Raw genomic sequence first — 26852 nt, forward strand, 5'->3', positions numbered from 1 at the left:
CCACCCTCCTCGACGACGTGCGCGAACAGTGGTCCAGCCTACGGGAGGCGACAGCGGCGACCCAAGTCGTCGACGCGGTGTCGTGACCCCTCCCAAACCGGGCACGCCGGGCTCGGTCCGGGGGCGTCTCAGCCGAAGAACTTGCCCGTGGTCTCCATCCAGCGACGCGCCTCGTCGGTGAGCGCTCCCGACGCCTCGGCGCGAACGCACCAGGTCATCGCGGCCTGGCCGAACTCGAGCGGGTTGTAGACGTCCTCCTCGCACGACCACAGCCCGTCACCGGCGTAGGTGAGGATCGTGATGTTGGTGGCCGAGACCCGCGAGCCGTCACCCGGGTCGCGCATGGGGTTGTCGATCTCACAGATCACGCGTGCGGTTGCGGGGTCGCAGACGTGCCACAGCGACGGGAACGCGACCATGTGATTGCCCGGGAACGTCCCCATGGTCTTGGCGATCCAGGGGCGGATCTCCTCGCGGCCCTTCATCGTGCCCATCGCGTGCTCGATGTAGTCGGCGTCGACGGTGAACTGCTCGGCCCACGGGTTCCAATCGCCGGATGCCGCGCAGGACTCCGTCGTCGCCTCGAACCGTGCGAACGCCGCGGACAACTCCTCGGCCGTGAAACCGGACATGCGTCGATACTAAGCAAACGCTTGGTCAAATCGGCCCCGAGCGTCCCGAAACCACCCGTCGAGCGTGCAGTCGATCCCCGCGAGAGTGCAGTCGATCCGCTTCAGCGTGCACTCGTGACCGGTCGGCGGGATCTGCCGCACGCTGGGCGGGATCTACTGCACGGTCGGAGCTGGGGGAGTGGCGGTCAGCGGGCGACGAAACGGCTGAGGCGGGTCTCGGTGCGGTCCTGGACGAACGACAGAGCCAGGCAGATCACCCAGTAGTACAGCGCCGCCGTGCTGTAGAGCGCGAGGTAGTCGAAGCTCGAGGCCGCCGCGTTCTGGGCCTGGCGGAACAGCTCGGTCACCAGGATCGTCGATGCCAACGACGTGTCCTTGACCAGAGAGATCAACTCGTTCGACAGCGGCGGCACGGCCGTGCGGGCCGCCTGGGGGAGGATCACCGATCGCAACGTCTCCCACTGCGACAGCCCCAACGACTGCGACGCCTCCCACTGCCCGCGGTTGATGGAGCCGATGGCCGCGCGGATGACCTCCGCCGCATAGCCGCCGACATTGAGGCTGAACGCGACGATCGCGGCCGGAAACGGGCTCACGACGATCCCGAGTTCCGGCAGTGCGAAGAAGATGATGAACAGCTGCACCAGCAGTGGCGTGCCGCGGATGATCGAGATGTAGAGCCGGGCGATCGACGAGATGACTCGTCGCGGTGACATCCGCGCCAGGGCGACGCCCAAGGCGATCGCGAGACCGATCACGAAACTGATCGCGGTGAGCGGGATCGTCCCGGTGACCGTCGACTTGAGCAGCGGCACGAGGTTGCTGCGCACCACATCCCACGCGCTGGGGGCTCTGGCGGAGGCGTCGAAGTACTTGGCGTAGGTCTTGTCCAGGGTGCCGTCGGCGCGCAACGCGTCGATCTGGGTGTTGATGGCCGCGATCAATCCGGAGTTCTTCCGCGCGGCGAAGACCTGCCTGCTGACATCCGGTGTCGTCGCGGCGATCTTGACCGTCTTGTCACCGGTGGTGGTGAAGTAGTTCTTCGCGGTCAGTTCGTCGTTGACGGTCGCCTGGACGCGGCCCTGTTTGAGCAGCTGGATCGCGGTGTCGAAACCGCTGACCGGCTCGACGACTGCACCCGCAGACTTCGCGATCTCCGCGTAGTTGCTCGTCAACGACTGCGCCGCGGTCTTCCCGCGGAGGTCGCCGACCGACCGGATCGAGTCGTCGTTCGACCGCGCCAGGATCACGCTGGCGGTCTGCACATACGGCTGCGACAGGTCGTACTTCGCGGCGCGCTCGGCCGAGTATGAGATCTGGTTGGCGATGACGTCGAAGCGACCGGCCTCCAACGCGGGGAACAGGCTGTCGAAGTTCGCCTCCACGAACCTCACCCGCAGGCCGAGCTTCTCGGCGATGTCGGTGATGATGTCGACGTCGAAACCGGTGATCGGACCCGTGCCGTTCTGGTGGTAGGTGAAGGGTGCGTACGTGCCCTCGGTCCCGACGGTGAGGACACCCGGCTCGACGGTCGGGAGTGACGGGGCGGCGTGGGCCGGCGACGCCGACACCGTTCCGAGCGACAGACTCGCGGCCGCCGCCACGACGATCAGCATGAGCCCGAGGGTTCGGTCGACGGCTGACGATCTCCAGGTCATGACTCATCCAACCAGGCATGCCCGTCGTCTGGCGGGTACGGGACAGATCGATCTGTCCCATGTGGAGGGCTGGTGTTTTACAAATTTTTATCTATATTCAATTAAACGAGAACGAACACCGTCGATCCCCACCCGGAGGTTCACACGATGCCCGGCTTGATCCACGACAGCGACGAACACGCCTTGATCCGCGAGAGCGTCGCCAAGATCGCCCAGCGCTATGGCGCTGCGTATTTCCTGGATCGCGCCCGCGAGAACGAGTCGATCCACGAGATCTGGACGGAACTCGGCGACTCCGGACTCCTCGGGGTTCATCTGCCCGAGGAGTACGGCGGCGGTGGCGGGGGCATGGCCGAGGCCGTGGTCGTGGTGGAAGAGCTGGCGGCCAACGGCTTCCCGATGCTCATCTGGGTCATCTCACCGGCGATCTGTGGTTGCATCATCGACGCCCACGGGTCCGAGGCAATGAAGCAGGCGTGGCTGCCGGGACTCGCCGACGGCACCAGGAAGATGGCGTTCGGCCTCACCGAACCCGACGCCGGATCCAACAGCCACGCCCTCTCGACGACTGCGCGTCGTGACGGCGACGGTTGGGTCATCTCGGGCGGCAAGTACTACATCTCGGCGGTTGACGAGGCCGACGCACTGCTGCTCGTGACCAAGGACGCCGACGCCTCGACTCCCGAGCGCAATGCGCTGTCGCTGTTCGTCATCCCAACCGATTCGCCCGGGCTCACCCTGCAGAAGATCGACACGACCATCGTCTCCACCGACAAGCAGTTCACGGTGTTCCTCGACGACGTCCGTGTCGGACCCGAGGCGCTCATCGGCGAGGCGGGCAATGGCCTCCGACAGGTCTTCGCCGGGCTCAACCCCGAGCGCATCCTCGTCGGCGCACTGAGCAGCGGTATCGGTCGCTACGCGATCGCGAAGGCCGCCGAGTACGCAGGCACCCGTCAGGTGTGGTCGGAGCCGATCGGTGCCCACCAGGGTGTCGCGCACCCACTCGCGGCCGCGCACATCGACGTCGAGCTCGGTCGGCTCGCCACCGCGCGCAGCGCCGAACTGTTCGACGCCGGCCAGAACGCCGGGGAGGCCGCGAACATCGCTAAGTACGCCGCTTCCGAAGCCTCGCTGAAGGCTCTTGACCAAGCAATACAGACCCACGGCGGCAACGGTCTCACCCGGGAGTACGGCCTCGCCGAACTCTGGTTCGTCGCGCGTCTCATGCGCACCGCACCGGTCAGCCGCGAGATGGTGCTCAACTTCGTCGCCCAGACGTCGCTGGGTCTGCCCCGGTCCTATTGAACCGATCCGATTCATACGCCCCGACCACCCTGCAGAGGAGTCACCCCGCATGACCACCACGGAGAAGACCGGCACCGCCACACCCGCCCCTGATATCGAAGCGACACACTTCGACGTCGTCGTCGTCGGCGCGGGTGCGGGCGGGATGTTCGCCGCCGCGCGACTGGCGCACAAGGGATACCGGACGTTGGTCGTCGAGGCCCTCGACAAGATCGGCGGGCGAGCGTCGACCGACGAGATCGACGGCTTCAAGGTCAACAACGGGGCCATCGTGATCGAGGTCGGCGGCATCACCGAGGAGACTTTCGCCGAGGTCGAGGCGCCGTTCGACATTCGGATGCCGTCGCCCCCGATCCTGTACTCCATCAAGGGCAAGACCGTCGACGTGACCGGTGGTGGCTGGGGATTCCTGCTGTCGAAGCTCACGCGTCAGGGTGCCAAGCTCGTGTCCGGGCTGGGGGCTGCGCGCAACGACAGCGGGCTGCCGGAGGACGAGATGTCGACCGCCGAATGGGTGTCGAAGTACACCACCAACGAGGGCGTTCACGGGATCTTCCGCAACATGTGCGCATCGGTGTTCGCCGTCAGCTCCACGGAACTCCCCGCGAAGGTCTTCCTCACCTATTTCACGCGGAAGAGCGCGTTCAAGAAGTTCGGCTTCCACCCTGGTGGCACGATCGGGGTCTGGCAGGCGCTGGCCGCCGCCGTCGAGCGCGACGGCGGGGAGATCTGGATGTCGAGCCCGGTGCGCGCCATCACCACGGAGAACGGTGCGGTGACCGGGATCCGCGTGCATCACGACGGTCGCGACATCGACGTCACGTCCCCTGTCGTCATCAGTGACGTCGGTCCGGCCGCCACAGTCGACCTCGTGGGATCCGAGGCGCTGCCGGAGGCGTACGTCGACGAGGTCCGTACGGCCGACCGTCCCTGCTCGATGATCGCGGTCAACTTCGCCAGTCGCGAACGTCTCGTCGACGTCCCCGGGATGCTGAGCTTCGCGTCCTCGAGGCGTCTGGCCTACATCGCAGCCTTCACCGAGACCTGCCCCGAGATGGCTCCGGCAGGCTGGAATCTCTATGTGGGCGGGGCGATCCCGGAACCGTCGGTGGGTGATTTCGACTCTGACGCCGAAGTGGCCCTCGTCCTCGAGGATCTGCGCGAGAAGATCCACGGGTTCGACGACCGGGCGACGATCCTGTCGATCGCCGTGACCCGTGACGAATGGCCCCCTCAGCGCGCGGTGTCCGGATTCGACCTGTCGAACACGACACCGATCGAGGGGTTGTGGAACGTCGGGGACGCGGTGAAGGAATATGCCAACGGCGGCACCACAGCGTGTGCCGAGACCGCGAAGATCGTCGTCGACGCCGTCGCTGCGTCGTATCCGGTTCCCGCCGCGCGCTGAGGTCAGATCGGCGAGATCGCCCGGAATCTGTGCACGGGGCGAGCCGGGTGCCGGTCCGGCACCCGGCTCATCGCCTCGATGAGCAGGTTGCGCGTCTGTGAAGGGACCACGACGTCGTCGATCCCGAAGCCCTCGGCCGCTCGGAGGGCTCCGGTTCTCGACCGCAACTCGGTGATCAGCTCACTCCGCCGCGTCTCGGGATCGTCGGCGGTCGACCAGTCCGCCCGATAGGCGATGTCGACCGCTCCCTCGACGGGCATCGCACAGATCTCCGCGGTCGGCCAGGCGATCGCCAGGTCGGCGTCGTTGCTGCGCCCGCCGCCCATCGCGACGTAGGCGGCCCCGTAGGCCTTGCGCAGCACCACGCTGAACCGGGGCACGGTCGCCTGCCCGAGCTCGAAGGCGAGACGACCGCTGCGGCGTGCCAACTGCGATGATTCCGCGGCCGATCCGATGAGGAAACCGGGGAGGTCGATCAACGTCAGGATCGGGAGGCCGAAGGCGTCGCAGACCGCGATGAAATGCGCCGCCTTCTCGCACGCCGCGCTGTCGAGAGCGCCACCCTGGTGCAGCGACTGGTTCGCCACCACACCGATCGGCCGACCGGCGATCCGGGTCAACGCGGTGACCACGTTGGGCGCGTGGAGTTCACGGAGCTCGAGCACCGACTCGGCATCGCACAGACCGTCGATCACGTCTCGGACATCGTAGGGACGGCGCCCGTCCTCAGGCACGATCGCGTCGAGATCGACGTCGGCCGGGACGTGCGGACCGTCGGTGCGCGGCGGCGTCCGATCGCAGCTCGAGGGCAGGAACCCGAGGAACGCGCGCACCGCGTCGAGGGCTTCGTCCTCGGTGTCCGCAGCGAGGTCGGCGACGCCGTTGCCGGCCTGCACGTCGGCGCCACCGATCTCCTCGTTGGTCATCTGCTCGCCTGTCGCCGCCGCCACGAACGGCGACGACGACATCCCCAGCGTGGAGATCCCCCGCACCATCACGACGAAGTCGCTCAGCGCAGCCAGGTTGGTCCCGACACCGAACCCCGGACCCATCATCACCGACACGACGGGCACGGCTCCGGACAGTTCGACGAGTTGCATCAAGAGGGGGGATCCGGCCGCGGCCGCGCGGGCGTCGAGTCCCTCCTGCATCCGGTGACCGCCCCCGTCGCTGAGCAACACCAGAGGGATCCGGTCGATGCGGGCCCGATGGACGCAGCGTTCCATCTTGGCCATCCCGACTGCACCGTTGCTCCCGCCGAGCACCGTGAAGTCGACAGCGGCGACGGCGACCGGGCGACCGTCGACGTACGCGACACCGGTGACGACACCGTCGGCGACAGCGGCCCCGGGGTCACGCCCGCCGGGGAGCTCCGCGGGGAGAGCGAGGGCGCCGAACTCGTGGAAGCGACCGCCCGACAGGCGGGCGATGCGCTCGCGCGCAGTGTGGCGTCCCCGTCTGTGTTGTCGCGCGACGGCGTCCGGTCGGGCGCCGTCGGACACCGCGTCGTGCGCCGCGAGCACGTCGGCCACGGTGGGTCGCGGTGTCCTCACCTGTCGATGCCGCCCCGCGCCACGAGCTGCGAGACGATGACGTTCTTCTGGATCTCGTTGGTGCCCTCGCCGACGATCATCAGCGGGGCGTCGCGGAAGTAGCGCTCCACGTCGTACTCGGTCGAGTAGCCGTAGCCGCCGTGGACGCGGACCGCGTTCATGGCGATCTCCATGGCGGCCTCCGACGCGAACAGTTTCGCCATGCCCGCCTCCATGTCGCATCGGTCGCCGGCCTCGAACTTCTCGGCCGCGTACAGCACCAGTTGTCGAGCGGCGGTCAGCTTCGTCGCCATGTCCGCCAGATGATTTCCCACCGACTGGTGCTGCCAGATCGGCTTGCCGAAGCTCTGCCGGTCCTGGGCGTACGACAGCGCCGCCTCCAGCGCGGCCCTGCCCACCCCGAGCGCGCGCGCGGCCACCTGGATCCGCCCGGTCTCGAGGCCCTTCATCATCTGCGCGAAACCCTTGCCCTCGACGCCACCCAGCACGGAGGAGCCGGCGGTCCGGTAGTCGTCGAAGGACAACTCGCAGCTCTCGACGCCCTTGTAACCCAGCTTGGGCAGGTCACGGGACACGGTCAGCCCTGGGCCGTGCTCGACCAGCAGGATGCTGATGCCCTTGTGCTTGGGGGTGGCCGCGGGATCGGTCTTGCACAGAAGGGCGATCACCTGCGAGCGACGCGCATTGCTGATCCAGGTCTTGGCCCCGTTGATCACGAAATCGTCCCCCTCACGCCGGGCGACGGTCGTCATCGCCTGCAGGTCGGAGCCGCCGCCGGGCTCGGTCAGTGCCATCGTGGCCCGGATCTCACCGGTGGCCATCCGCGGGAGGTAGTGCTGCTTCTGCTCGTCGGTACCGAAGGCCAGCAACAGTTTCGCGACGACGGTGTGGCCGCCCATCGCCCCGGACAGGCTCATCCAGCCACGCGCCAGCTCCTCGGTCACCATCGCGTAGCAGGGCATGCTCACCGGCGCCTCGCCGTACGGCTCGGGGATGGCGAGGCCGTAGATCCCCATCTCCTTCATCTGTTCGATGAGGTCCTCGGGATAGGTGTTGGACTGCTCGAGGTCGTGGACGACCGGCAGCACCTCCTTGTCGACCCAGTCGCGTACCGCGTCGACGATCTGACGTTCGTCCTCGCTCAATGTGGTCATGGTGTGTCCTCTCTGGTGTCGACGGCCGGTGGGGTCAGGCGAGCAGCACGGTGAACGACCAGTCGAGAACCGCTCGCGGGGAATCGGATCCCGCGTCGTGGGCGTGGACGATCGACCGGAGGTCGGCGGTGCCGCCGCCCTGTGGCTCGGGTGAGCATGCGGTGACGGTCAGCTCGCTGCTGAGGGTGTCGCCCTCGCGCACGGGCCCCAGGTGCTCGCAGGACTCCCATCGGGTGACGGTGACGATGTCGGGGAGTGCGCGTGTGGCCTGAGCGAGCGCGACACCGATGGTGTGTCCGCCGTAGACCAGACGGTGCCCTGTCGCGCGCGCATCATGGTGCGTCGCCGCGATGTTCAGTGTTGCGCGGGCGAGTTCGGGTGCGCCGGAGACGACGTCGCCACTGCTCCGGAACACCCGACCGAGCAGGTCGGATCGGAAGTGGTCACCGGGAGCGGCGGCGCGGAAGGCCGCCAGGTCGTAGTCCGTCAGGTCGGGCCGCGTATCGGTCTCGCGATCACGTCCGATCACCGAGAGGTCGTCGTCGTGACGATGGCCCTGCGGTCCGGTTCCGCCGTGATCGGGAGAGAACGGCAACATCGCGCACCGGTGGAAGTCGAGGATGCGGCGCCCGGATTGGTCGTGCGACTCGATGTGCAGCGCGGCGAGACCGGTCGGGGCTCGGCCGGCCTTCGCCGAGTTCTCCCGCAGTCCGACCACCGTGGTGACCGTGGTGAGTGTGTCGCCGATCCTCGGCGCGCCCAGCATCCGTAGACCGCGGTAGAACAGGTTGGCGCGCACGTGGTGTGTCGCCAGGGTCGACTGTCCGATCGCCATGTCGCACACGAGTCCTGGGTGCACGAACGCCGCCCCGCCGCCGACACGTCGTGAGAGATGCGCATCGACTGGCAGTCGCATCCGGTCACCGAGGATCGACTGGTGCACGGCGGCCAGTCCGTCGGTGAACGTGACCGACGGCGCGGCATCGAACCGGTGGCCCACCTCGAAGTCGTCGAAGTACGGCCCCCCGACGTCGGTCGGTCCGCTCCCGGTCGCGGAGGCTGTCACGAGCGACCCGCCCGGGTCAGGACACGCCGGGCGGCGACGGCCACGGCCTCGTCGAGCATCATCCCGTCCATCGCGACCGCACCGGCCCCGACGCCCTCCGAGTCGGCGAGCGCGGCGAGGACCCGCTCGGCGCGCGACACCGCGTCGTCGTCAGGGGTGAAGGCGGCCGTGACGGTGGCGATCTGGGCGGGATGGATGACCCACTTCCCGTCGAAACCGAGATCGCGCACCCATGCGGTCGATCGGCGGAAGTCGCCGTCATCGGTGACGCCGAGGTATGGACCGTCGATCACCGCGACACCCGCGGCGCGCGCTGCCAGGAGCACCGAATCCTGTACGCGCAGCCAGACTTCGGGTGGTGCGGTGGGGGAGCGGCCGATCTCGGCGCCGAGATCGGCGTAGCCGATCACGACAGCGTCGAGTCGGGGTGACGCCGCGCAGATGGCTCCGACGTTCTCGATCCCACGGGCCGTCTCCACCAGCGCCGTGACCCCGATGTCCGGATCATCGAGGCGGGCCGCGACGGCGAGTACGTCGTCGGCTGATTCGACCTTCGGTACCACCACCCCCGACAGCCCCCTGAGGGATCCGACGGTCGACATGTCGTCGTCGTGCCATCGTGTGGTCCGCGCGTTGACGCGGATATTGATCGTCGCGCTGCGGTGGGGATCGGCGATCCCCGCGGAGACCAGGCCGGCCAGCGCTGCGCGCGCCTCGTCCTTGCCGGCCGGCGTGACCGCGTCCTCGAGGTCGAGGACCACCTCGTCGACCACGGTCGACAGTGCCCTGCGCGCCATGCGCTCGCTGGATACCGGTGCGACGAGCACGGCGCGGCGTGGACGGGACATGGACGTTTCCTATCCGATCAGGTCGCGGCCGATGATCTGTTTCATGATCGCCGTCGTCCCGCCGTAGATGGTCTGGACGCGGGTGTCGAGGTAGGCGCGTCCGACCGCGTACTCGGCCATGAAGCCATAACCGCCGTGCAGCTGCAGGCACCGATCGACGACACGCTTTTGCAGCTCGCTGACGTACCACTTTCCCTTGGCGGCGTCGACCGCGGTCAACTGGCCGGCGTTGTACGCCAGCACCGACCGGTCGACGTAGGCGCGGGCGACGTCGACCTCCGTGGCCATCTCCGCGAGTTCGAACGAGACGTGCTGGAAATCGGCGATCGGCTGCCCGAATGCCCTTCGGGTCTTGCAGTACTCGATGGTCGTGTCGAGCATCGCGGCGGACGTCGCGATGGCCATCGCACTGACCCCGAGGCGTTCCCGCGGGAGGTGTCCCATGAGGTAGTGCATCCCACGGCCCTCCTCACCGAGCATGTTCGCGGCGGGCACGACGGCGTCGTCGAAGAAGAGTTCGGCGGTGTCCTGGCCCGGCAGGCCGATCTTGTCGAGCTTGCGTCCTCGCTCGAAACCCGGTGTGTCCCGTTCCACCACGAAGAGACTCAGTCCGTGTGAGCCGGCGTCCGCGCGGGTGCGCACGGCCAGGACCACGAGATCGGCCATGATCCCGCTGGAGATGAAGGTCTTCTGCCCGTTGATGATCCAGTTGTCACCGTCGCGGACCGCGGTGGTGGCGATGCTCTTCAGGTCGCTTCCGGTACCGGGCTCGGTCATCGCCAACGCACCGATCAGCTCACCGGCGGTGAAGCCCGGCAACCACCGCTTCTTCTGCTCCTCGTTGGTGAGACCCAACAGGTAGGCCAGGACGAGATCGTCCTGCAGGGCGACGGTGAGGCCGAACGACAGGGCGTTGACACGGGCGATCTCCTCGCACACGACCATGCGGTAGCGGTAATCGGGTTCGCCGCTGCCCCCGTACTCCTCGGGTACCTGGATCGCGTAGAGGCCCTGGGCGGCCGCGCGGGCGAACACCTCGCGGTCGATCCACCGCGCCTCGTCCCACTTGTCCTTGTTCGGCGCCACCTCATGGGCGAGGAAGTCGCGTACCGACTCGCGATAGAGCTCATGGTCCTCGGTGTACAGGTCGCGGATCACGCGTCGAGCCTCTCGATGATGGTGACGTTGGCCTGTCCGCCGCCCTCGCACATCGTCTGCAGTCCGTAGCGTCCGCCGGTGCGCTCGAGTTCGTGCAGGAGCGAGGTCATCAGGCGAGCCCCGGTGCACCCGATCGGGTGGCCGAGGGCGATGGCGCCGCCGTTGGGGTTCACCCGCGCGTCGTCGGCGCCGATGTCGGCCAGCCATGCGAGGACCACGGGAGCGAACGCCTCGTTGATCTCGACCACGTCGATCTGGTCGATGGTCATCCCGGTCTTCTTCAGCGCGTGCTGGGTTGCCGGGATCGGAGCGGTCAGCATCATGACCGGATCGGAGCCGAGCACCGACATGTGGTGGATCCGGGCGCGGGGAACGAACCCGAAGCGCTCGACGGCCGACTCCGAGGCGATCAGCAGTGTGGCGGCGCCGTCGGAGATCTGGCTGGCTGCCGCGGCGGTGAGTGTGCCGCCGGGGGTGAGGGTTTTCAGTCCCGCCATCTTCTCGGGCGTCGTGTCGGCGCGGGGACCCTCGTCGGTGTCGATGCCCGCGAACGGCGTGATCTCACGGTCGAAGCGGCCCGCGGCGATGGCGTCGAGGGCGCGACGGTGGCTGCGATAGGCGAACGCCTCGCTGTCGGCCCGGGTGATCCCCCACCGTTCGGCGATGAGCTCGGCACCGCGGAACTGGGAGATCTCCTCGTCCCCGTACCGCTCCGCCCATCCGGTCGATCCCGTCCAGGGATCCACGGAGTCGTAGGGCGCACCGGCGCCGAACGCGGAGAGGATGGGGAACTGGCTCATCTTCTGCACGCCGCCGGCGACGATCAGGTCCGCGGTACCGCTCATCACGCCCTGAGCGGCGAAATGCACCGCCTGCTGGGCCGAACCGCACTGGCGATCGATGGTCACCCCGGGCACGGTCTCCGGCAGGCCCGCGGCGAGGGCGGCGGTGCGCGCGATGTCGCCCGCCTGCGCACCGATGTTGTCGAGACACCCGAGTATGACGTCGTCGATCGCGGCCGGATCGAACGGATTGCGCTCGGTCAGCGTGGAGATCACATGCGCCGCCATGTCCGCGGGGTGAACGTCGGAGAACCCGCCACCTCGACGTCCGACAGGGGTGCGCGTGGCGTCGACGATGTATGCCTCGGGCATGGACTGGACCTCCTCGAATGAATGTGGATTAGAATTTAACACAGATTCAAACTCGGGTCACGCCCGTCTCCTGGCCTCCGGCGAGGCCGTGGCAGACGAATGATCGCGCAGTCCGCATCAAGGTCTCCATGTCGTCCGTCGCGGCGGATCCCCACCACTCCGTGGTCCAGTTCAACGCGCCCACGACGAGCATGCGGGCCACTCCGAGGTCGAGATCGTCGCCGACCTGCCCGGATTCCGCGGCGGCGTCGAGCAGTTCCCGCCACAGGTGGTGGTATGCCTCGCTCCCGTCGTGTGCGGCGGAGGCGACGACATCCGGGACCTGTCCGGCATTGCGGGTCACGGCCCGCGCGAAATCGGACAGTTCGAGTTCCACGCGAAGGTGTGCCTCGACCGCGGTCGCGATCCGATCCATCGCATCGGCGGCCGGACCGGCACGGCGGAGTTCGTCGGTCACGTGGTCGAGGACGACGCGCTGGCCGGTGCCGATCACCTCGGCGATCAATTCCTCGCGGGACGAGAAGTAGTGATATAGCCCCGGCGGGTTGATTCCGGCGACGCGCGCGATGCAACCCAGGGTGGTCGCCGCGTAACCGCGCTCACTCAGCGACGCGGCGGTCGCGGCGAGTATCCGTGCCCGGGTTCCGCGGCCGCGCCCCTGGGCACCGTCGTCTGGATCCTCGGGCCCGGCGAGGTCGTCGGGGACATGCGACATCGTCACGGTGGCCGACTCAGGGCATCGTGTAGCCACCGCTGACCGAGAACATCTGTCCGGTCACCTGGCGTGCGGCCCGATCGGAGGAGATCCACAGCACCGAGGACGCCACGTCCTCGGCGGTGGTGAGGCGCCGCAGCGGTGTGTCCTTCTGCAGGAAGGCGATCTGGTTGTCGTCGAACACCGCGTCCTGACCCACCGACCAGAGGCTCGCGGCGCCGACCGCCTCTGGCCCCTCGGGGATCACCAGGCCCGGGCAGATGATGTTCGAGCGGATCCCGTTGCGCCCCTGTTCCTTGGCGGTCGTCCGCGCGAGGGCGACGACGGCGGCCTTGGTGGCGCCGTAGACGGCCTGGCGGATCTGGCCGAACGCGGAGTCGCTCGCGATGAAGACGATGGATCCCTTCTTCGCCGTGATCATCGGTGTCAGCGCAGCCTGCGTCGCGGCGATGGCGGTGAAGAAGTTGATCTCGACCGTCTTCTGCCAGCGATCGCGGTCCACGTCGTCGGTGAGGAATCCGGGGACACTCCACCCCGCGTTGTTGACCAGGACGTCGAGGCCGCCCCAGGACACCGCGGCCGCGGCGACCGCGGACTCGGCCACCCCGGCGACGGTGAGGTCGCCGGCGACGACCTCGACCTGGGACGCGCCCAACGCGAGGGCCTCGTCGCGGACCTTCTCGGCTTGCGGTCCGTCGATGTCGGAGATGACGATCCGGCTGCCCTCACGGGCGTAGCCGTGCACGATCCCGCGCCCGATGTTCGACCCGCCGCCGGTGACGAGCACCCGTGCGTCGGTGAGTCCGAGATCCATCCTGTGGTCCTTCCCTGGGAGGTCGGGGGTGTTGACTCGATGAAAAATCTAATCTACTTTCGATTCGAAACCTACACCGTGTCGACGGGAGTTCGAGTGAAAATGTCCGATGATCGTGGCGCCGGGGCCGTCACCCGGCTCCTCGCGTGAGCACCGTGGACACCGTGCCGCCCACGACGCTCCTCGCCGGTCGAACCGCCGTGGTCACCGGCGCGGGACAGGGCATCGGTCGTGAGATCGCGCGAACACTGCACGCACACGGGGCATCGGTGGTCGTGTCCGACATCGATCCCGACGCCGCTGCTGCCGCGGCGGAGGCGATCGGGGAGCGCGCGATCGCCCATGCGCCCGACGTCACCGACGAGGGTGGCGTCGCCGAACTCGTGCGGGGGACCGTCGACCGGTTCGGGCGCCTCGACACGTTCGTCTACAACGCCGGCATCACGCGCGACGCGTCGACGAAGAGGATGTCGATCGACGACTTCGACTCCGTGATCACCGTCCACCTGCGCGGCACGTGGCTCGGTGTCCGCGCCGCGTCGGCGGTGATGCGTGACGCGAAGAGCGGATCCATCGTCAACATCTCCTCGCTGTCGGGGAAGTCGGGCAACCCGGGGCAGAGCAACTACAGCGCGGCCAAGGCGGGCATCGTCGGCCTCACGAAGGCGGCCGCCAAAGAGGTCGCCCACCACAACGTGCGGATCCACGCGGTGCAGCCCGGCCTCATCCGGACCCCGATGACCGCGGCGATGGATCCTGCGGTCTTCGCCGAGCGTGAGGCCGCGATCCCCATGCGACGGGCGGGTGAGCCGGGAGAGGTCGCGAACGTGGTCCTCTTCCTCGCCTCGGACCTCTCCGGATACATGACCGGAGCGGTCCTCGAGGTGGGCGGGGGGCGGTTCATGTGAGCGCAGCAGCGTCGGAGGCGACGGTCGAGGTGGAGCGCGAGGGTGCCCTGGGCCGGATCTGGCTGAACCGGCCGGACGTCATGAACGCCATCTCGATCGAACTCGGCACCGAGCTCACCCGCGCACTGGACGACCTGTCCGGCGACTCGGAGGTCTCGGTCATCGTGATCCGCGGACGAGGTGGGAACTTCTGCGTGGGCGGCGATTTCGACGAGGTGCAGCGCCTCCGGGAAGGAGGTCCCGACGCCTTGATGCCGTTGTTCGACCGATTCGGTGCCGCATGTGCGCTCATCGCCGAGATCGAGGTACCGGTGGTCGCGGTCGTCGAGGGGTTTGCGATGGCGGGGGGGTTCGAACTGATGGCTGCGGTGGACATCTCGGTCGTGTCGAGTGAGGCGGTGATGGCCGACAACCACGTGCGGTACGGCCAGATCCCCGGGGGCGGGGGGTCGCAGCGATTCCCGCGCGCAGTCGGGATGCACCGGGCAATGGGACACATGTTGACCGGCGATCGTCTTCGCGGACAGCAGGCGGTGGACTGGGGTCTGGCCTACCGATGCTTTCCCGCCGAGACCTTCGACGAGGACGTCGCAGACTTCCTCGCGGCGCTTGCGGGACATCGGCGGGATGCGCTGTGCGGCATTAAGACACTGATCCGTACGGGTGCAGCGATGCCCCTCGCCCACGGGCTGGCCGCGGAGCGCGACGCGGTTGTCGCCCACATCGGCGGCGAGGCCGGTGCATCCGGCGTGGACGCCTTCGCCCGGCGATGACGACCCGCTCGATCCCAGACTTCCCCGTCGAGGAGACGATGATGACGACACATCTGATCGATTCCGGCCCCGTGCTGCTCGATCTCGACAACGACGGCGTCGCGAGGTTGCGCCTGAACCGTCCCGAGGCGTCGAACGGCATGGATGTGGGCCTGTTGATCGCCCTGCACGCCGCCGTCCTGCGAGCGCACGCAGAACCGGGCGTACGTGTGGTGGTCATCTCGGGGGAGGGTCGCAACTTCTGCACGGGTGGTGACGTCAAGACCTTCGAGTCGAAAGGCGCCGACCTGCCCGAGTACCTTCGCGAGGCGACCGCGTGGCTGCAGATCGCGACCTCGGCGATCATCGCCCTCAAGGTGCCGGTGATCGCGCAGGTGCACGGATACGCTGCCGGCGGTGGTGGGTTCGGGCTCGTGTGCGCCTCCGACCTGGTCGTGGCCGCGGAGTCGTCGAGGTTCTTCTCGGGCGCCGTGCGGGTCGGGATGGCTCCCGACGCCGGCGTCACGGTGACCCTCACACACCTCGTCGGGCTGCGCCGGGCGATGTCGATCCTTCTGACGAACGAGATCCTCACCGCCGCTGATGCACTCGCGGCCGGGTTGATCACGACTATCACCGCCGACGGTGACCTCGATTCGACGGTCTCCCAGATGGCGTCGTCGCTGGCGCGCAGTGCCCCGCTCGCCCTGGCCGCGACGAAACGCCTGGTGTGGGCTGGTGTCGGATCCGGCGTCGCCGGCCAGCTGCCTGAAGAGGCGCGCACGGTCTCGGAGCTGTCGGGTACCGCCGACTCGCTCGAGGGTCTCGCCGCCGTGCTGAGTCGCCGCACGCCGGAGTTCACGGGACGATGACCGACGCAGCCCCGGTCCTCACCGCCGACGACGGCGTCGTGCGAGTCATCACGCTGAACCGCCCCCACGTGCGCAATGCGATCGACATCCCGTTGCGGGTCGCACTCGCCGACGCGATCGAGACGGCGATGGCCGACAGGTCGATCCGCGCGATCGTGCTCACCGGGTCCGGCGGCACGTTCTGTTCCGGCGGTGACATCGCGACGATGGAACGGATGCCACCGGAGCATTCGAGGCCGCGTGCCGAGGCCGCACAGCGCGTGATCCGCGCCATCTGGACCGGTCCGACACCCGTCGTCGCCGCGGTCGAGGGCGCGGCGTTCGGCGCCGGCACCGCACTCGCGCTGGCGTGCGATCGGGTCGTCGCGTCGACGGACAGCATCTTCGGGACGACCTTCACCGGCGTGGGACTCGCCGGTGACATGGGCATCTTCTCGAGCCTGCCCGACCGTGTCGGACCGGCCGCCGCCCGCCAGCTGCTCATGTTCCCTCGACGTGTCCGCGGTGACGAGGCCGAACGGATCGGCCTGGTCGACGCGACGAGCGAGCCCGGTCAGGCACTGACACAGGCGATGTCGGACGCGCGGCGTATGGCGGCCGGGCCCCCACTGGCCCTGCGCACCATCAAGTCGATCCTCGGTGGCCCCCGTCGCGACCGGCTCGATGTCCTCGACATCGAGATCGACCACCAGGTCCGACTCTTCGACAGCGAGGACTTCGGCGAGGGCGCAGCCGCGTTCGTCGCCCGACGACAACCGACCTTCACAGGTCGCTGAGAAATGGGACCTATGAACGACTTCCCGGAGAACGACGACATCGCGGTGCGCCGCGCCGCCCTGCGCGATGCGCACCCGGTGTGGACGCCCCGGACCCTCGACGGGTTCCTCGACGTGTGCGCATGTCGACACCCCGACCGACCCTTCGTGATGACCGACGACGTCGTCCTCACCTACGCCGAGGTCGCAGACCGCTCGCGGCGGATCGCCGACGGGCTCGCCGCCCTCGGCGTGGTCCCCGGCGACAGGGTGGGGATGCTGATGGCCAATCATCCCGACTTCGTCCCCCTGAAGTTCGCCATCGCGCGCATCGGGGCCATCGCGATCCCGTTCAACTTCCTCTACCGCGAGCGCGAACTCCGCTACGTCCTCGCGCAGTCGGGGTGCCGGGTGCTCATCACGATGACCGCGCACGCAAACCTCGACTACCCCGCCATGCTCGATCTCGTCACCCCGGGGTGGGACTCGCCGTCATTCGCCGATCGGCCGGTGGATCAGGACGATCCCACGCCTGAGCTCCGCCACGTCGTGGTGCTCGACACCGGTGGCGACATGCGCCCCGGCCCCATGACACTGCCCGCGCTCACCGAACTCGGCGACGCCCACCCCGGGGCATGCGACGGTCGACAGGCCTCGCCGAGCGACGTCGGCGACATGCTGTACACCTCCGGCACGACAGGCTCGCCCAAAGGTGTTCTCGTCACTCACGACGCGGTACTCCGCACGGGCTATGCGTCCGCGCTCACCCGCGCCTACGAGGACGGTCGTCGGATCCTGTTCTCGCTGCCGTGCTATCACATGTTCGGTTACGTCGAGGGCATCATCTCGGTCATGTTCGTCGGTGGCGCGGTGGTGCTGCAGAGGACCTTCGACCCCATCGGGTACCTGTCGGGGATCCAACGTCACCGGGCGAGCGACATCCTCTGTGTCCCGACGATGGCTGTGGCGATGGTCGAGCACCCCCGTCGCCATGAGTTCGACCTGAGTTCGCTGACCGCGATCCTCTGCGGTTCGGCCCCGGCGCCGATCTGGCTGTGGGAGCGGGTCGAGCAGGAGTTCGGGGTCTCCGAGATCGTCACCGGTTACGGGATGACCGAGTGCGGTGGCGCGATGACGCTGACGCTGCCCGAGGACCCGCTGGAGCTCACCTCCACCACCGTGGGACGCCCAAAGCGTGCCGGCGCCGCGAGCGTCCCGGGAACCGACGACCTCGTGGTCTACCGCACGGTGGACCCCATCACCGCGGAGCTCCTCCCGCTCGGTGAGGAAGGCGAACTCGTCTCCCGTGGTCCGTCGACGATGGTGGGGTACTTCGGCAAACCCGACGAGACGGCGGCCGCCCTCCGTGACGGGTGGCTGCACTCCGGCGATCTCGGGATCGTGCGGGCCGACGGTTACCTGGAGGTGACCGGCAGGAGCAAGGAGTTGTACAAGAGCGGCGGAGAGCTCGTCATGCCGCGTGAGGTCGAGGATCTTCTCGCCGCCCATCCCGGGATCAGCCAGGTCTTCGCCTTCGGCATCGCCGACGACCGGTGGGGCGAGATCGGTTGTGTCGCCATCGTCCGCTCCCCGGGTTCGACGATCGACGAGGTCGACGTCATCGAGGTCTGCCGAGATGGTCTCGCGCGCTTCAAGGTTCCCAAGAGGGTGATGTTCCTCGAACCCGGTGAGCTCCCGACCACACCGACCGGCAAGGTCCAGAAGTTCCGCCTCGTCGACCTCGCGCGCGACCACAGCACGACTCCTCTGGAAGGGAGCACACGATGACCGCAGTGATCGAACCAGGTGCCAGTCGCCTCGACACGTTGATCGAACCGACTCGCGTCCACGGCTCGCTGTACACCGATCCTGACATCTTCGCCGAGGAGCTCGAGAAGATCTGGTACACGACATGGGTGTTCGTCGGGCACGAGAGCGAAGTCCCCGAGCCGAACGACTACGTGCGCAAGAAGCTCGGCCTGCAGGACATCATCATGACCCGCGACCGCGACGATCGGATCCACCTGTTGGTGAACCGGTGCGCGCATCGCGCCAATCTGGTCTGCGACGACGCAAGTGGCAACTCGAGCTCGTTCCGATGCCCGTACCACGGGTGGACCTACCGCAACACCGGGGAACTCCTCGGCTACCCGTACAACAAGGGCTACGGAGGCAAGAAGGTCCTCGATCTCCGGATGGGTTCGGTCACCAGGGTCGAGTCCTACCGCGGCTTCGTCTTCGGGAGCTTTGCCGCCGAGGGCCCGTCGCTCGTGGAGCATCTCGGTGCTGCGGCCGGGGAGATCGACCGGCTCGCCCGGCTGTCCCCCCAGGGCCGGGTGGAACTCACGGCAGGTTGGCTGCAGCACTCGACTCGCGCAAACTGGAAACTTCTGGCCGAGAACGAGACCGACGGTTACCACCCACAGTTCGTGCACGGGTCGATCTTCGGTGTCACCGGGTCGCCCATCGGTCCGCTCTACAGCGACTCGTCGACCGCGGTGACCCGCGATCTCGGCAATGGCCACAGCGAGAACGATCTGCGACCCGAGTTCTGCAAGTTCGCCGAACCGATGCGATGGTTCGGGACGACCGAGTCACGGGTGCCCGACTACGTCGCCGCGATGCGGGCTCTCCATGGCGACGACGCAGAGCGGATCCTCATCGAGGGCGCACCGCACGTCATGATCTTCCCGAATCTGTTCATCGCCGAGATCCAGGTGTTCAACATCCAACCGGTCTCGGCCGGGGAGTGCGTGCAGTACGCGACGGCTGTCCAACTCGCCGGCGCGCCGGAGTTGAACCGTCGCATGATCTCGCAGTCGATCGGATCGGTCGGCCCTGCCGGGATGCTCCTCGCCGACGACACCGAGATGTACGAGCGCAACCAGGTCGGCGTGGGTATGCGCTCGCCGGAGTGGCTCGACGTCCGACGCGGTATGGCCCGTGAGTCCGTCGACGAGAACGGCTTCACCGTCGGCTCGGCCACCGACGAGGTCGGGATGCGTGGCTTCTGGTCGCACTACAAGACGTTGATGGAGGCGCAGCGATGACGACCGTCGAGACGACCGGGCAGGGACCGGTCCCGGCGCCGGAGATCGACATCCGCGAGGTCGAACAGTTCCTGTACCGCGAAGCCCGTCTGGCCGACGAGAGCGACTACGACGGTTGGGAGGCACTGTGGACCGATGACGCGATCTACTGGGTCCCGGCATCCGAACACGATGCCGACCCGTTGCGGTGCGTGTCGATCATCTACGACAACCGGAACCGCATCTCGACGCGCATGAAGCAGGTGCGCACCGGCAAGCGCTATGCGCAGTCACCGCCGTCGAACCTCCGCCGTCTGGTGTCTAACGTGGAGATCCTCGGCGGGCACCGGGCGTCCGACGGCTCTGTGGACGTCGAGGTCGGCGCGAACGTCCTCATCTTCGAGTCCAGGGCGCGTGGCAACGAGCTGTGGGGTGGACGTGTGACATACCGTCTGCGGCCGAGTCGGGATGGGCTGCGCCTGTCCTACAAGAAGGTCGTCCTCGTCGATCATGACAAGGCCGTCCCCACACTCGGGTTCCTCGTGTGACCGCGACGGTCCCCGACCCGCAGGAGCGGATCGTCGACAGCGAGTTCGCCCAGGTTCGCGTGGCGTTCGACGACACCGGACGGTCGACGCGCCTGCGTCTGGAGGACGCCAAGACCGGCCGTGTGCGGTTCCTCGACGCGCTGGAGCTCGAGACGCTCATCTGGGTGGCCGACGAACGGATCGACGCGTTGCTCGATCCGTCGGCCGATCGGTGGAACACCCGCGGTGACTGAGCCGGCAGCCGACCTCGACCTGACCCGATGGATACGGCCGGGTGACACCGTCGTCTGGGGACAGGCTTGCGCGGAGCCCCGAGCGCTGACCGCTGCGCTGGTACAGGCCCGCCACGAACTCGACGGGATCCGCTGTGTCGTCGGCATCCCCGCCACGACCACGCTCAAACCCGACACGGTCGACGGCATCGATGTGGTGTCCTACTGCGGGAGCGGCGGGAACGCCGCACTCGACCAGGCCGGTCTGCTCGACGTCCTGCCCGTGCACTACTCGACCCTGCCGGCGCTGCTCACCACGGGTGCGCTCCGAGCCGACGTGGTGCTGGTGCAGGTGTCACCGGCGGATGCGCAGGGTCGTCACTGCCTGGGACTCGGTGACGACTACTTCTCGTCCGCGATCGACACCGCGCGCGTGGTGCTGGTCGAGGTAAACCGCCACGTGCCTTTCGTCGACGGCGCCCGCACCATCGCCACCGGCGACTGGGCTCACGCCGTGTGGTCGGACGTCCCGCCCGCACAGATGCCTGCCGGCGTCCCGTCCGACACGGTTGCCGCCGTTGCCGATTCGGTCGCCGACCTCGTCGACGACGGTGTGACGCTGCAGATCGGGATCGGTGCGCTGCCCGACGCGGTCCTCGGGCGACTGCACGACCGCACGGACCTCGGCTTCCACTCGGGCATCCTCACCGACGGGGTCATGTCGCTCATCACCTCCGGTGCGGCCTCCGGTGCGGCCAAGACCGTCGACCCCGGCGTCGCGGTCGGCGGCTCCCTCGTCGGGACCGCCGAGCTGTTCGAGTTCGCCCACCACAACCCGCGGATCACCCTGCGCCCCACCGGGTACACCCATCGGATCGACGTCCTCGCCGCGCAACACCGGCTGACCGCGATCAACTCCGCCGTCGAGGTCGACCTCACCGGCGCGGTCAACGCCGAGACCGTCGGCGATCGCTACGTGGGTGCGGTCGGCGGGGCCATGGACTTCCTGCGCGGCGCCGCCCTGTCGCCGGGCGGCACCCCGATCGTCGCACTGCCGTCCACGGCGCGCGGCCGCAGCCGGATCGTGGCGCACCTGTCCGGACCGGTCAGCACGCCCCGCGCCGACGCCGGCCTGATCGTCACCGAACACGGCCACGCGGACCTGCGCGGACTGTCGATCTCCGCGCGTGTCGAGGCGATGATCGCCGTCGCCGCCCCCGAACACCGAGACGAACTCGCCGACAGCGCAGCTCGTCTCGCGACAAGAGAGGTCACCGCATGAACCGCGCCGCCATCGTCGCTCCCGTACGCACACCGGTGGGGGGATTCGGCGGGACCCTGGCCCCTCTCACCGCCGCGGATCTCGCCACCATCGCGATCACGGCGGTGGTGGAGCGATCCGGGATCGACCCGGATGCGGTCGAGGACGTCTCGTTCGCGCAGTCCTACGCCAACTCGGAGGCCCCCTGCATCGGGCGCTGGGCCGCACTCGACGCCGGACTCCCCGTCGGTGTCCCCGGATTCTCGGTCGATCGGCGTTGCGGCGGTGGCCTCCAGTCGGTCGTGACCGCGGCGATGATGGTCCAGACCGGTGCCGCCGACGTGGTGGTCGCCGGCGGCGCCGAGTCGATGAGCAACATCGAGCACTACACGACGGGTGCACGCTGGGGCTCACGTAACGGGACGGTGTCGTTGTTCGACCGCCTCGACCGGGGACGTGAACGCTCGCAACCGGAATGGCGGTTCGGGAGGATCAGCGGGATGATCGAGACGGCCGAGAACCTCGCGCGGGAGTTCGGCATCTCCCGCGAGGACTCCGACGCCTTCGCCGTCCGCAGCCATCGTGCGGCGGCCGCCGCGCACGAGGCGGGGACCTTCGATGCCGAGATGGTCCCGGTCGAGGTCCCGCAGCGGCGTGGGGAGCCACTCGTCGTCACCCACGACGAGGGCGTGCGTCCCGACTCGTCGATGGAGACTCTCGCCCGGCTCCGCAGCGTGACGCCCGACGGCACGGTGACCGCAGGCAACGCGGCGCAGCAGAACGACGCCGCGGCAGCGTGCCTCGTCGTCGCCGAGCACCGTCTGGACGAGCTGGGACTCGAACCGATCGGCTTCCTGCACAGCTGGGCCGCGGTCGGCTGCGAGCCGTCGCACATGGGGGTCGGACCCATCGGCGCGGTCGCGAAACTCTTCGCCGCGAACGGGCTGACGTTCGACGACATGGACCTCATCGAGATCAACGAGGCGTTTGCCGTACAGGTCCTCGCGGTGCTCTCCGGTTGGGGCGTGACACTCGGTGACGTCGAGGACCGGTTGAACGTCAACGGTTCCGGCATCTCGCTGGGCCACCCGATCGGCGCGACCGGCACGCGGATCATGACCACGATGCTGCATGAGCTCGCGCGTCGTGAGGGCCGCTTCGCGTTGGCGACGATGTGCATCGGTGGCGGTCAGGGTATGGCCGCGGTCTTCGAGGGGGCCTGACGCGTGGCTGTCGAACTGATCTCCTTCGCCGCCTATCTCCCGTCCGGTCGGCTCGCCCCGACCGACGTCGGCGGGCGTGCCGGCGGGCGTGATCGTGTCGTCGCGTCCTTCGACGAGGACTCGACGACGATGGCTGTCGAGGCCGCAGCGCGGGCGTTGCGCCGTATCGACACCGCCGCGGATCCGGCCACGGTCCTCCTGGCCACCACCAGTCCCGCCTACGCCGACAAGACGAACGCCGTCGCCGTGCACGCGGCGCTCGACCTGCCGCGTTCTGCGTTCTGCGCTGATCTCGTCGGCGGCGGCAGGTCGTCTGTCGCCGCATTGCGGTTGGTGTCCCGCGACGGCGGCATCGCCGTGATGTCGGACGTCCGGGTGGGGCGCCCGGGGTCCGAGGACGAGAAGCTCGGCGGCGACGGGGCGGCCGCGTTCGTCTTCGCCGACACCGCGGAGACCGGCGACGGTGTGGCCGCGGTCATCGGGACGGCGTCGGTCTCGGCGGAATTCCTCGACCGGTGGCGTGATCCCCGCAGCGAGGTCGGTGAACAGTGGGAGGAGCGGTTCGGAGTCGAGCAGTACACCCCACTGGTGCGTGAGGCCGCCGCTGCGGCATTGGCCTGCGCCGGGATCGAGTCCGCCGATCACGTGGTGATCGCATGTCCGAACTCGGGCATCGCCAAGCGTGCTGCGACGCTCGTCACCGGCGTGGTCTCGACGACGACCTCGACGGTCGGGCACAGCGGTGCCGCCGATCTCGGGGTTGCGCTGGCCGCCGCGCTCGACGGTGCCGGACGCGACCAGTCGATCCTCGTCGTGTCGGCCGTCGACGGGTGCGACGCCCTCGTGCTGCGTACCTTGCCGGGGATCGAGCGGCTCGGCACCCAACCCACTGTGGCCGAACAACGTTCGTCGGGCACCGCGGTGCGCTACCTGGACTACCTGTCGTGGCGCGGGCTCCTCGACAAGCAGCCTCCGCGTCGTCCCGAACCCGATCGGCCGGCCGGGCCGCCGTCGCGCAGATCGGTGGCGTGGAAGTTCTCGCTCACCGGCTCCCGCTGCACGGTGTGCGACTTCCTGCACCTGCCGCCGGCGCGGGTGTGTCGCGGGTGCGGGACGACGGACGCCATGCGGCCGGAGTCGGCCCGGTCGACATCGGGCACCGTGGTCACCTCCACCATCGATCGTCTCGCGTATTCGCCGGCGCCCCCGGTGGTCGAGGTCGTCGTCGACTTCGACGGTGGAGGACGAACCACTCTCGAGGTCGCCGATGCCGCTCCCGACGGTGTCGGGGTGGGTGCGCGTGTCACACCGACGTTCCGCAGGCTGTTCACCGCCGGCGGCGTCCACAACTATTTCTGGAAGGCGAGGACAGCATGACCAGCAACGGGATCCGCGACCGGGTGGCCGTCGTGGGCATGGGCTGCACCCGGTTCGGTGAACTGTGGGATTCGTCGACCGACGACCTGGTGATCGACGCGGTCGGCGAGTGTCTGGAGTCCGCCGGTGGTCTCGACATCGACGAGGTCGACGCCTTCTGGCTCGGCACCCTGGGTTCGGGGCAGTCGGGACTGGCCCTGAGTCGCCCGTTGGGGATCGACTACAAACCCGTGACCCGGGTCGAGAACTACTGTGCGACCGGATCGGAGTCGTTCCGGAACGCCTGCTACGCCGTCGCTTCGGGCGCGTACGACACCGTGATGGCGGTGGGTGTGGAGAAACTGAAGGACTCGGGGTTCTCGGGGCTGCTGCGCAGCGATCCACCCGCAGACGGTACCGCCAGTGAGCTGTCCCTGACCGCGCCGGCGGCCTTTTCGTTCCTCGATCCCGCGTACTGCGCAGCTTTCGGTGTCCACCCGGACGAGATGCGGGCCGCGATGACGCACGTGGCGTGGAAGAACCACGTCAACGGAGCGCGGAACCCGAAGGCCCAGTTCCGGTCCGAGGTGTCTCGGGAGAAGATCGACCAGGCGCCCCGTGTCGCGGGGCGGCTGGGGGTCTTCGACTGCTCGGGCGTCTCGGACGGAGCGGCGTGCGCGCTGATCGTGCGGGCCGAGGACGCCCATCGGTACACCGACACCCCGATGTACGTGAAGGGACTGTCACTGTCCGCGGGACCGGCGCGTGGCGCGCTCGATCCCGAGTTCGACTACACCACCTTTCCCGAGGTCGTCCGTAGCGCGGCCGACGCCTACCGGCAGGCGGGTGTGGACCGACCCGCCGACGACCTCTCGCTGGCCGAGGTGCACGACTGCTTCACCCCCACCGAGATCGTCCTCATGGAGGACCTCGGTTTCACCGACCGCGGGCGGTCGTGGAAGGACGTGCTAGCCGGTGAGTTCGACGCCGACGGGTCGCTCCCGGTGAACCCCGACGGCGGCCTCAAGTCCTTCGGCCATCCGGTGGGTGCGAGCGGGTTGCGCATGCTCTACGAGTGCTGGCTCCAGTTCTCCGAACGCGCGGGGGATCGCCAGATCGACGACGCTCGACTGGCTCTCACACACAACCTGGGAGGTCGCCCGGGTGCGTGCGTGTCGTTCGTGTCGATAGTCGGACGTGATCTGTCGTGAACCACCTCACAGGGGATGGCGCGGTGGCCGACGGCGCCCCGGCCGTGCTCGCGCAGGCGCTCTACGGCGCGCTCGCAGCGGGTGACAGGGAGGTGCTCGACCATGTCCTGCACGCCGACTTCAGTGGCCGGGCGACGGAGGGTCTGCCCGTCGGTCTCGGTGGTGAGCACCCCGATCCCCGCGCCATGCGGAGGGATTTCTGGGGTCGGATCGCGAAGCACTACACCGCAGCCGCTCACCCGACGGAGATGGTGGCGCTCGACGACGGCCGCCTGCTCGTGCGAGGCCGCTACACCGGGACCGCCCGTGTGTCCGGTCGCGCGCTCGACGCCGAGTTCGTGCACGTGCTGACCTTCGCCGACGGTGCCATCAGTCGACTCGAACAGCTCACCGACAGTCATCTCTGGTGCAGTGCACTGGGCGCCGACGACCGGGGGAGGACGCTGACCACGATCGACTTCTCGGTCGAGTACGGTGTCGCGACGATCCGCCTCGATCGTCCGGACCACCGCAACGCAATCGACCTCACGCTCGCCGAGGACCTGCTCGAGGCCGCCCGCCGATGCGCCGCCGACCGATCCGTGCGGGCGGTCCTGATCGAGGGTGCGGGAACGGATCTCACCGTCGGCGGTGACATCGCCTACTTCGGGGGCGACAGTTCCGACGAACTCGGGGCAGTCCTGCGTCGGATGACCGGCCCGTTCCACGAGGCGTTCGCGATCCTCGCCTCGCTCGACGCACCCGTCGTCACCGCGGCCCATGGGTCCGTCGCTGGTGGCGGCCTCGGTTTCGTCTACGCAGCCGACATCGTTCTCGCCGCCCCGGACACCCGCTTCGTCACCGCGTTCGCGGCGATCGGACTGTCCGGCGACGGCGGCGGAACGTGGCATCTCCCGCGGCTCGTCGGCGCGCGGCGTGCCGCGAAGATGTATCTCGAGAACTACCCGCTGGGCGCCGCCGAAGCCCTCGAGTGGGGTCTGATCACCGAGATCGTTCCTGCCAGCGACCTGTCGCGCATCGCACGAGAGAGGGCCCGCGCCCTGGCATCCGGACCGACACGGGCGTTCGCGCAGATGCGGATCCTGCTGCATGCGTCCTCGACCTCCACCCATACCGAACAACTCCACGCCGAGGTGGAGGGGATCGTCCGCGTGGCGTCGACCCACGACGCCTCGGAGGCGCTCACCGCCTTCGTCCAGAAACGCCGGCCCACGTTCGAGGGCCGATGACTCACCCACCGGGACCGAACACGGTGCC

Annotated in this window: 25 protein-coding genes; 15 read left to right on the plus strand and 10 right to left on the minus strand. The window is 68.4% G+C overall.

What is annotated here, in order from left to right:
• Window positions 1–128: 128 nt before the first annotated feature.
• Both Q1A98_RS14475 and Q1A98_RS14480 read right to left on the minus strand, forming a co-directional pair.
• Window positions 129–632, minus strand: a complete 504-nt coding sequence (locus Q1A98_RS14475) for a nuclear transport factor 2 family protein (RefSeq protein WP_299574814.1) — start codon at window positions 630–632, stop codon at window positions 129–131.
• Between the two features lie 185 nt (window positions 633–817).
• Window positions 818–2248, minus strand: coding sequence for an ABC transporter substrate-binding protein/permease (locus Q1A98_RS14480; protein ID WP_299574817.1), 1431 nt, complete (start codon window positions 2246–2248; stop codon window positions 818–820).
• A gap of 189 nt (window positions 2249–2437) precedes the next feature.
• Here Q1A98_RS14480 and Q1A98_RS14485 point away from each other — a divergent pair, with 189 nt between their 5' ends.
• Both Q1A98_RS14485 and Q1A98_RS14490 read left to right on the plus strand, forming a co-directional pair.
• Complete coding sequence (locus Q1A98_RS14485) at window positions 2438–3598, plus strand: acyl-CoA dehydrogenase family protein (RefSeq protein WP_299574820.1); 1161 nt, start codon at window positions 2438–2440, stop codon at window positions 3596–3598.
• A 94-nt stretch (window positions 3599–3692) separates the two neighbouring features.
• Entirely contained in the window at window positions 3693–5006 is a 1314-nt protein-coding gene (locus Q1A98_RS14490) for an FAD-dependent oxidoreductase (RefSeq protein ID WP_299575365.1), read from the plus strand.
• Between the two features lie 2 nt (window positions 5007–5008).
• Here Q1A98_RS14490 and Q1A98_RS14495 read toward each other — a convergent pair whose 3' ends face one another.
• From Q1A98_RS14495 to Q1A98_RS14530, 8 genes are read right to left on the minus strand one after another with little or no spacing between them, the layout of a single operon-like run.
• A complete protein-coding gene (locus tag Q1A98_RS14495; RefSeq protein WP_299574823.1) occupies window positions 5009–6538 on the minus strand; it encodes a carboxyl transferase domain-containing protein in 1530 nt (509 codons plus the stop codon).
• 17 nt (window positions 6539–6555) lie between these two features.
• Window positions 6556–7713, minus strand: coding sequence for an acyl-CoA dehydrogenase family protein (locus Q1A98_RS14500; RefSeq protein WP_299574825.1), 1158 nt, complete (start codon window positions 7711–7713; stop codon window positions 6556–6558).
• A gap of 34 nt (window positions 7714–7747) precedes the next feature.
• A complete protein-coding gene (locus tag Q1A98_RS14505) occupies window positions 7748–8779 on the minus strand; it encodes an acyl dehydratase (RefSeq protein ID WP_299574828.1) in 1032 nt (343 codons plus the stop codon).
• Window positions 8776–9627: a CoA ester lyase gene (locus Q1A98_RS14510; RefSeq protein ID WP_299574831.1), complete on the minus strand. Its 852-nt coding sequence runs from the start codon at window positions 9625–9627 to the stop codon at window positions 8776–8778. Before Q1A98_RS14510 ends, Q1A98_RS14505 begins: the two co-directional genes overlap by 4 nt.
• Before the next feature lie 9 nt (window positions 9628–9636).
• Complete coding sequence (locus Q1A98_RS14515) at window positions 9637–10785, minus strand: acyl-CoA dehydrogenase family protein (protein WP_299574834.1); 1149 nt, start codon at window positions 10783–10785, stop codon at window positions 9637–9639.
• Entirely contained in the window at window positions 10782–11939 is a 1158-nt protein-coding gene (locus Q1A98_RS14520; protein ID WP_299574837.1) for an acetyl-CoA C-acetyltransferase, read from the minus strand. Before Q1A98_RS14520 ends, Q1A98_RS14515 begins: the two co-directional genes overlap by 4 nt.
• A 46-nt stretch (window positions 11940–11985) precedes the next feature.
• Entirely contained in the window at window positions 11986–12654 is a 669-nt protein-coding gene (locus Q1A98_RS14525) for a TetR/AcrR family transcriptional regulator (RefSeq protein ID WP_299574840.1), read from the minus strand.
• Window positions 12655–12670: 16 nt separating this feature from the next.
• On the minus strand, window positions 12671–13468 hold the full coding sequence (locus Q1A98_RS14530; protein WP_299574843.1) for an SDR family oxidoreductase: 798 nt from the start codon (window positions 13466–13468) through the stop codon (window positions 12671–12673).
• Window positions 13469–13614: 146 nt separating this feature from the next.
• Between Q1A98_RS14530 and fabG the strand changes: the two genes are divergently transcribed.
• The 13 genes from fabG to Q1A98_RS14595 are packed head-to-tail and all read left to right on the plus strand — an operon-like array spanning window position 13615 to window position 26824.
• Window positions 13615–14376, plus strand: a complete 762-nt coding sequence (gene fabG, locus Q1A98_RS14535; RefSeq protein WP_299574846.1) for a 3-oxoacyl-ACP reductase FabG — start codon at window positions 13615–13617, stop codon at window positions 14374–14376.
• Window positions 14373–15149 (plus strand): enoyl-CoA hydratase/isomerase family protein, encoded by a 777-nt coding sequence (locus tag Q1A98_RS14540; protein ID WP_299574849.1) that lies wholly within the window; start codon window positions 14373–14375, stop codon window positions 15147–15149. The genes fabG and Q1A98_RS14540 overlap by 4 nt, the downstream gene beginning before the upstream one ends.
• A gap of 41 nt (window positions 15150–15190) precedes the next feature.
• Window positions 15191–16000 (plus strand): enoyl-CoA hydratase/isomerase family protein, encoded by an 810-nt coding sequence (locus Q1A98_RS14545; protein WP_299574852.1) that lies wholly within the window; start codon window positions 15191–15193, stop codon window positions 15998–16000.
• On the plus strand, window positions 15997–16776 hold the full coding sequence (locus Q1A98_RS14550; protein WP_299574854.1) for an enoyl-CoA hydratase-related protein: 780 nt from the start codon (window positions 15997–15999) through the stop codon (window positions 16774–16776). The genes Q1A98_RS14545 and Q1A98_RS14550 overlap by 4 nt, the downstream gene beginning before the upstream one ends.
• A 12-nt stretch (window positions 16777–16788) precedes the next feature.
• Entirely contained in the window at window positions 16789–18543 is a 1755-nt protein-coding gene (locus Q1A98_RS14555) for an AMP-binding protein (protein WP_299574857.1), read from the plus strand.
• Complete coding sequence (locus Q1A98_RS14560; RefSeq protein ID WP_299574860.1) at window positions 18540–19805, plus strand: aromatic ring-hydroxylating dioxygenase subunit alpha; 1266 nt, start codon at window positions 18540–18542, stop codon at window positions 19803–19805. The genes Q1A98_RS14555 and Q1A98_RS14560 overlap by 4 nt, the downstream gene beginning before the upstream one ends.
• Window positions 19802–20332, plus strand: coding sequence for an aromatic-ring-hydroxylating dioxygenase subunit beta (locus Q1A98_RS14565; protein ID WP_299574862.1), 531 nt, complete (start codon window positions 19802–19804; stop codon window positions 20330–20332). Before Q1A98_RS14560 ends, Q1A98_RS14565 begins: the two co-directional genes overlap by 4 nt.
• 29 nt (window positions 20333–20361) lie before the next feature.
• On the plus strand, window positions 20362–20565 hold the full coding sequence (locus Q1A98_RS14570) for a hypothetical protein (RefSeq protein WP_299575367.1): 204 nt from the start codon (window positions 20362–20364) through the stop codon (window positions 20563–20565).
• Entirely contained in the window at window positions 20558–21826 is a 1269-nt protein-coding gene (locus Q1A98_RS14575; protein WP_299574865.1) for an acetyl-CoA hydrolase/transferase C-terminal domain-containing protein, read from the plus strand. Before Q1A98_RS14570 ends, Q1A98_RS14575 begins: the two co-directional genes overlap by 8 nt.
• Window positions 21823–23028: an acetyl-CoA C-acetyltransferase gene (locus tag Q1A98_RS14580; protein WP_299574868.1), complete on the plus strand. Its 1206-nt coding sequence runs from the start codon at window positions 21823–21825 to the stop codon at window positions 23026–23028. The genes Q1A98_RS14575 and Q1A98_RS14580 overlap by 4 nt, the downstream gene beginning before the upstream one ends.
• A gap of 3 nt (window positions 23029–23031) precedes the next feature.
• A complete protein-coding gene (locus tag Q1A98_RS14585) occupies window positions 23032–24405 on the plus strand; it encodes an OB-fold domain-containing protein (protein WP_299574870.1) in 1374 nt (457 codons plus the stop codon).
• The gene (locus Q1A98_RS14590) at window positions 24402–25595 is read left to right on the plus strand and encodes an acetyl-CoA acetyltransferase (RefSeq protein ID WP_299574872.1); all 1194 of its coding nucleotides are present in this window, start codon (window positions 24402–24404) and stop codon (window positions 25593–25595) included. The genes Q1A98_RS14585 and Q1A98_RS14590 overlap by 4 nt, the downstream gene beginning before the upstream one ends.
• The gene (locus Q1A98_RS14595; protein WP_299574875.1) at window positions 25592–26824 is read left to right on the plus strand and encodes an enoyl-CoA hydratase-related protein; all 1233 of its coding nucleotides are present in this window, start codon (window positions 25592–25594) and stop codon (window positions 26822–26824) included. The genes Q1A98_RS14590 and Q1A98_RS14595 overlap by 4 nt, the downstream gene beginning before the upstream one ends.
• Window positions 26825–26852: the final 28 nt, after the last annotated feature.

It is taken from the genome of uncultured Williamsia sp., from assembly GCF_947494875.1.
Classification (GTDB): domain Bacteria; phylum Actinomycetota; class Actinomycetes; order Mycobacteriales; family Mycobacteriaceae; genus Williamsia_A.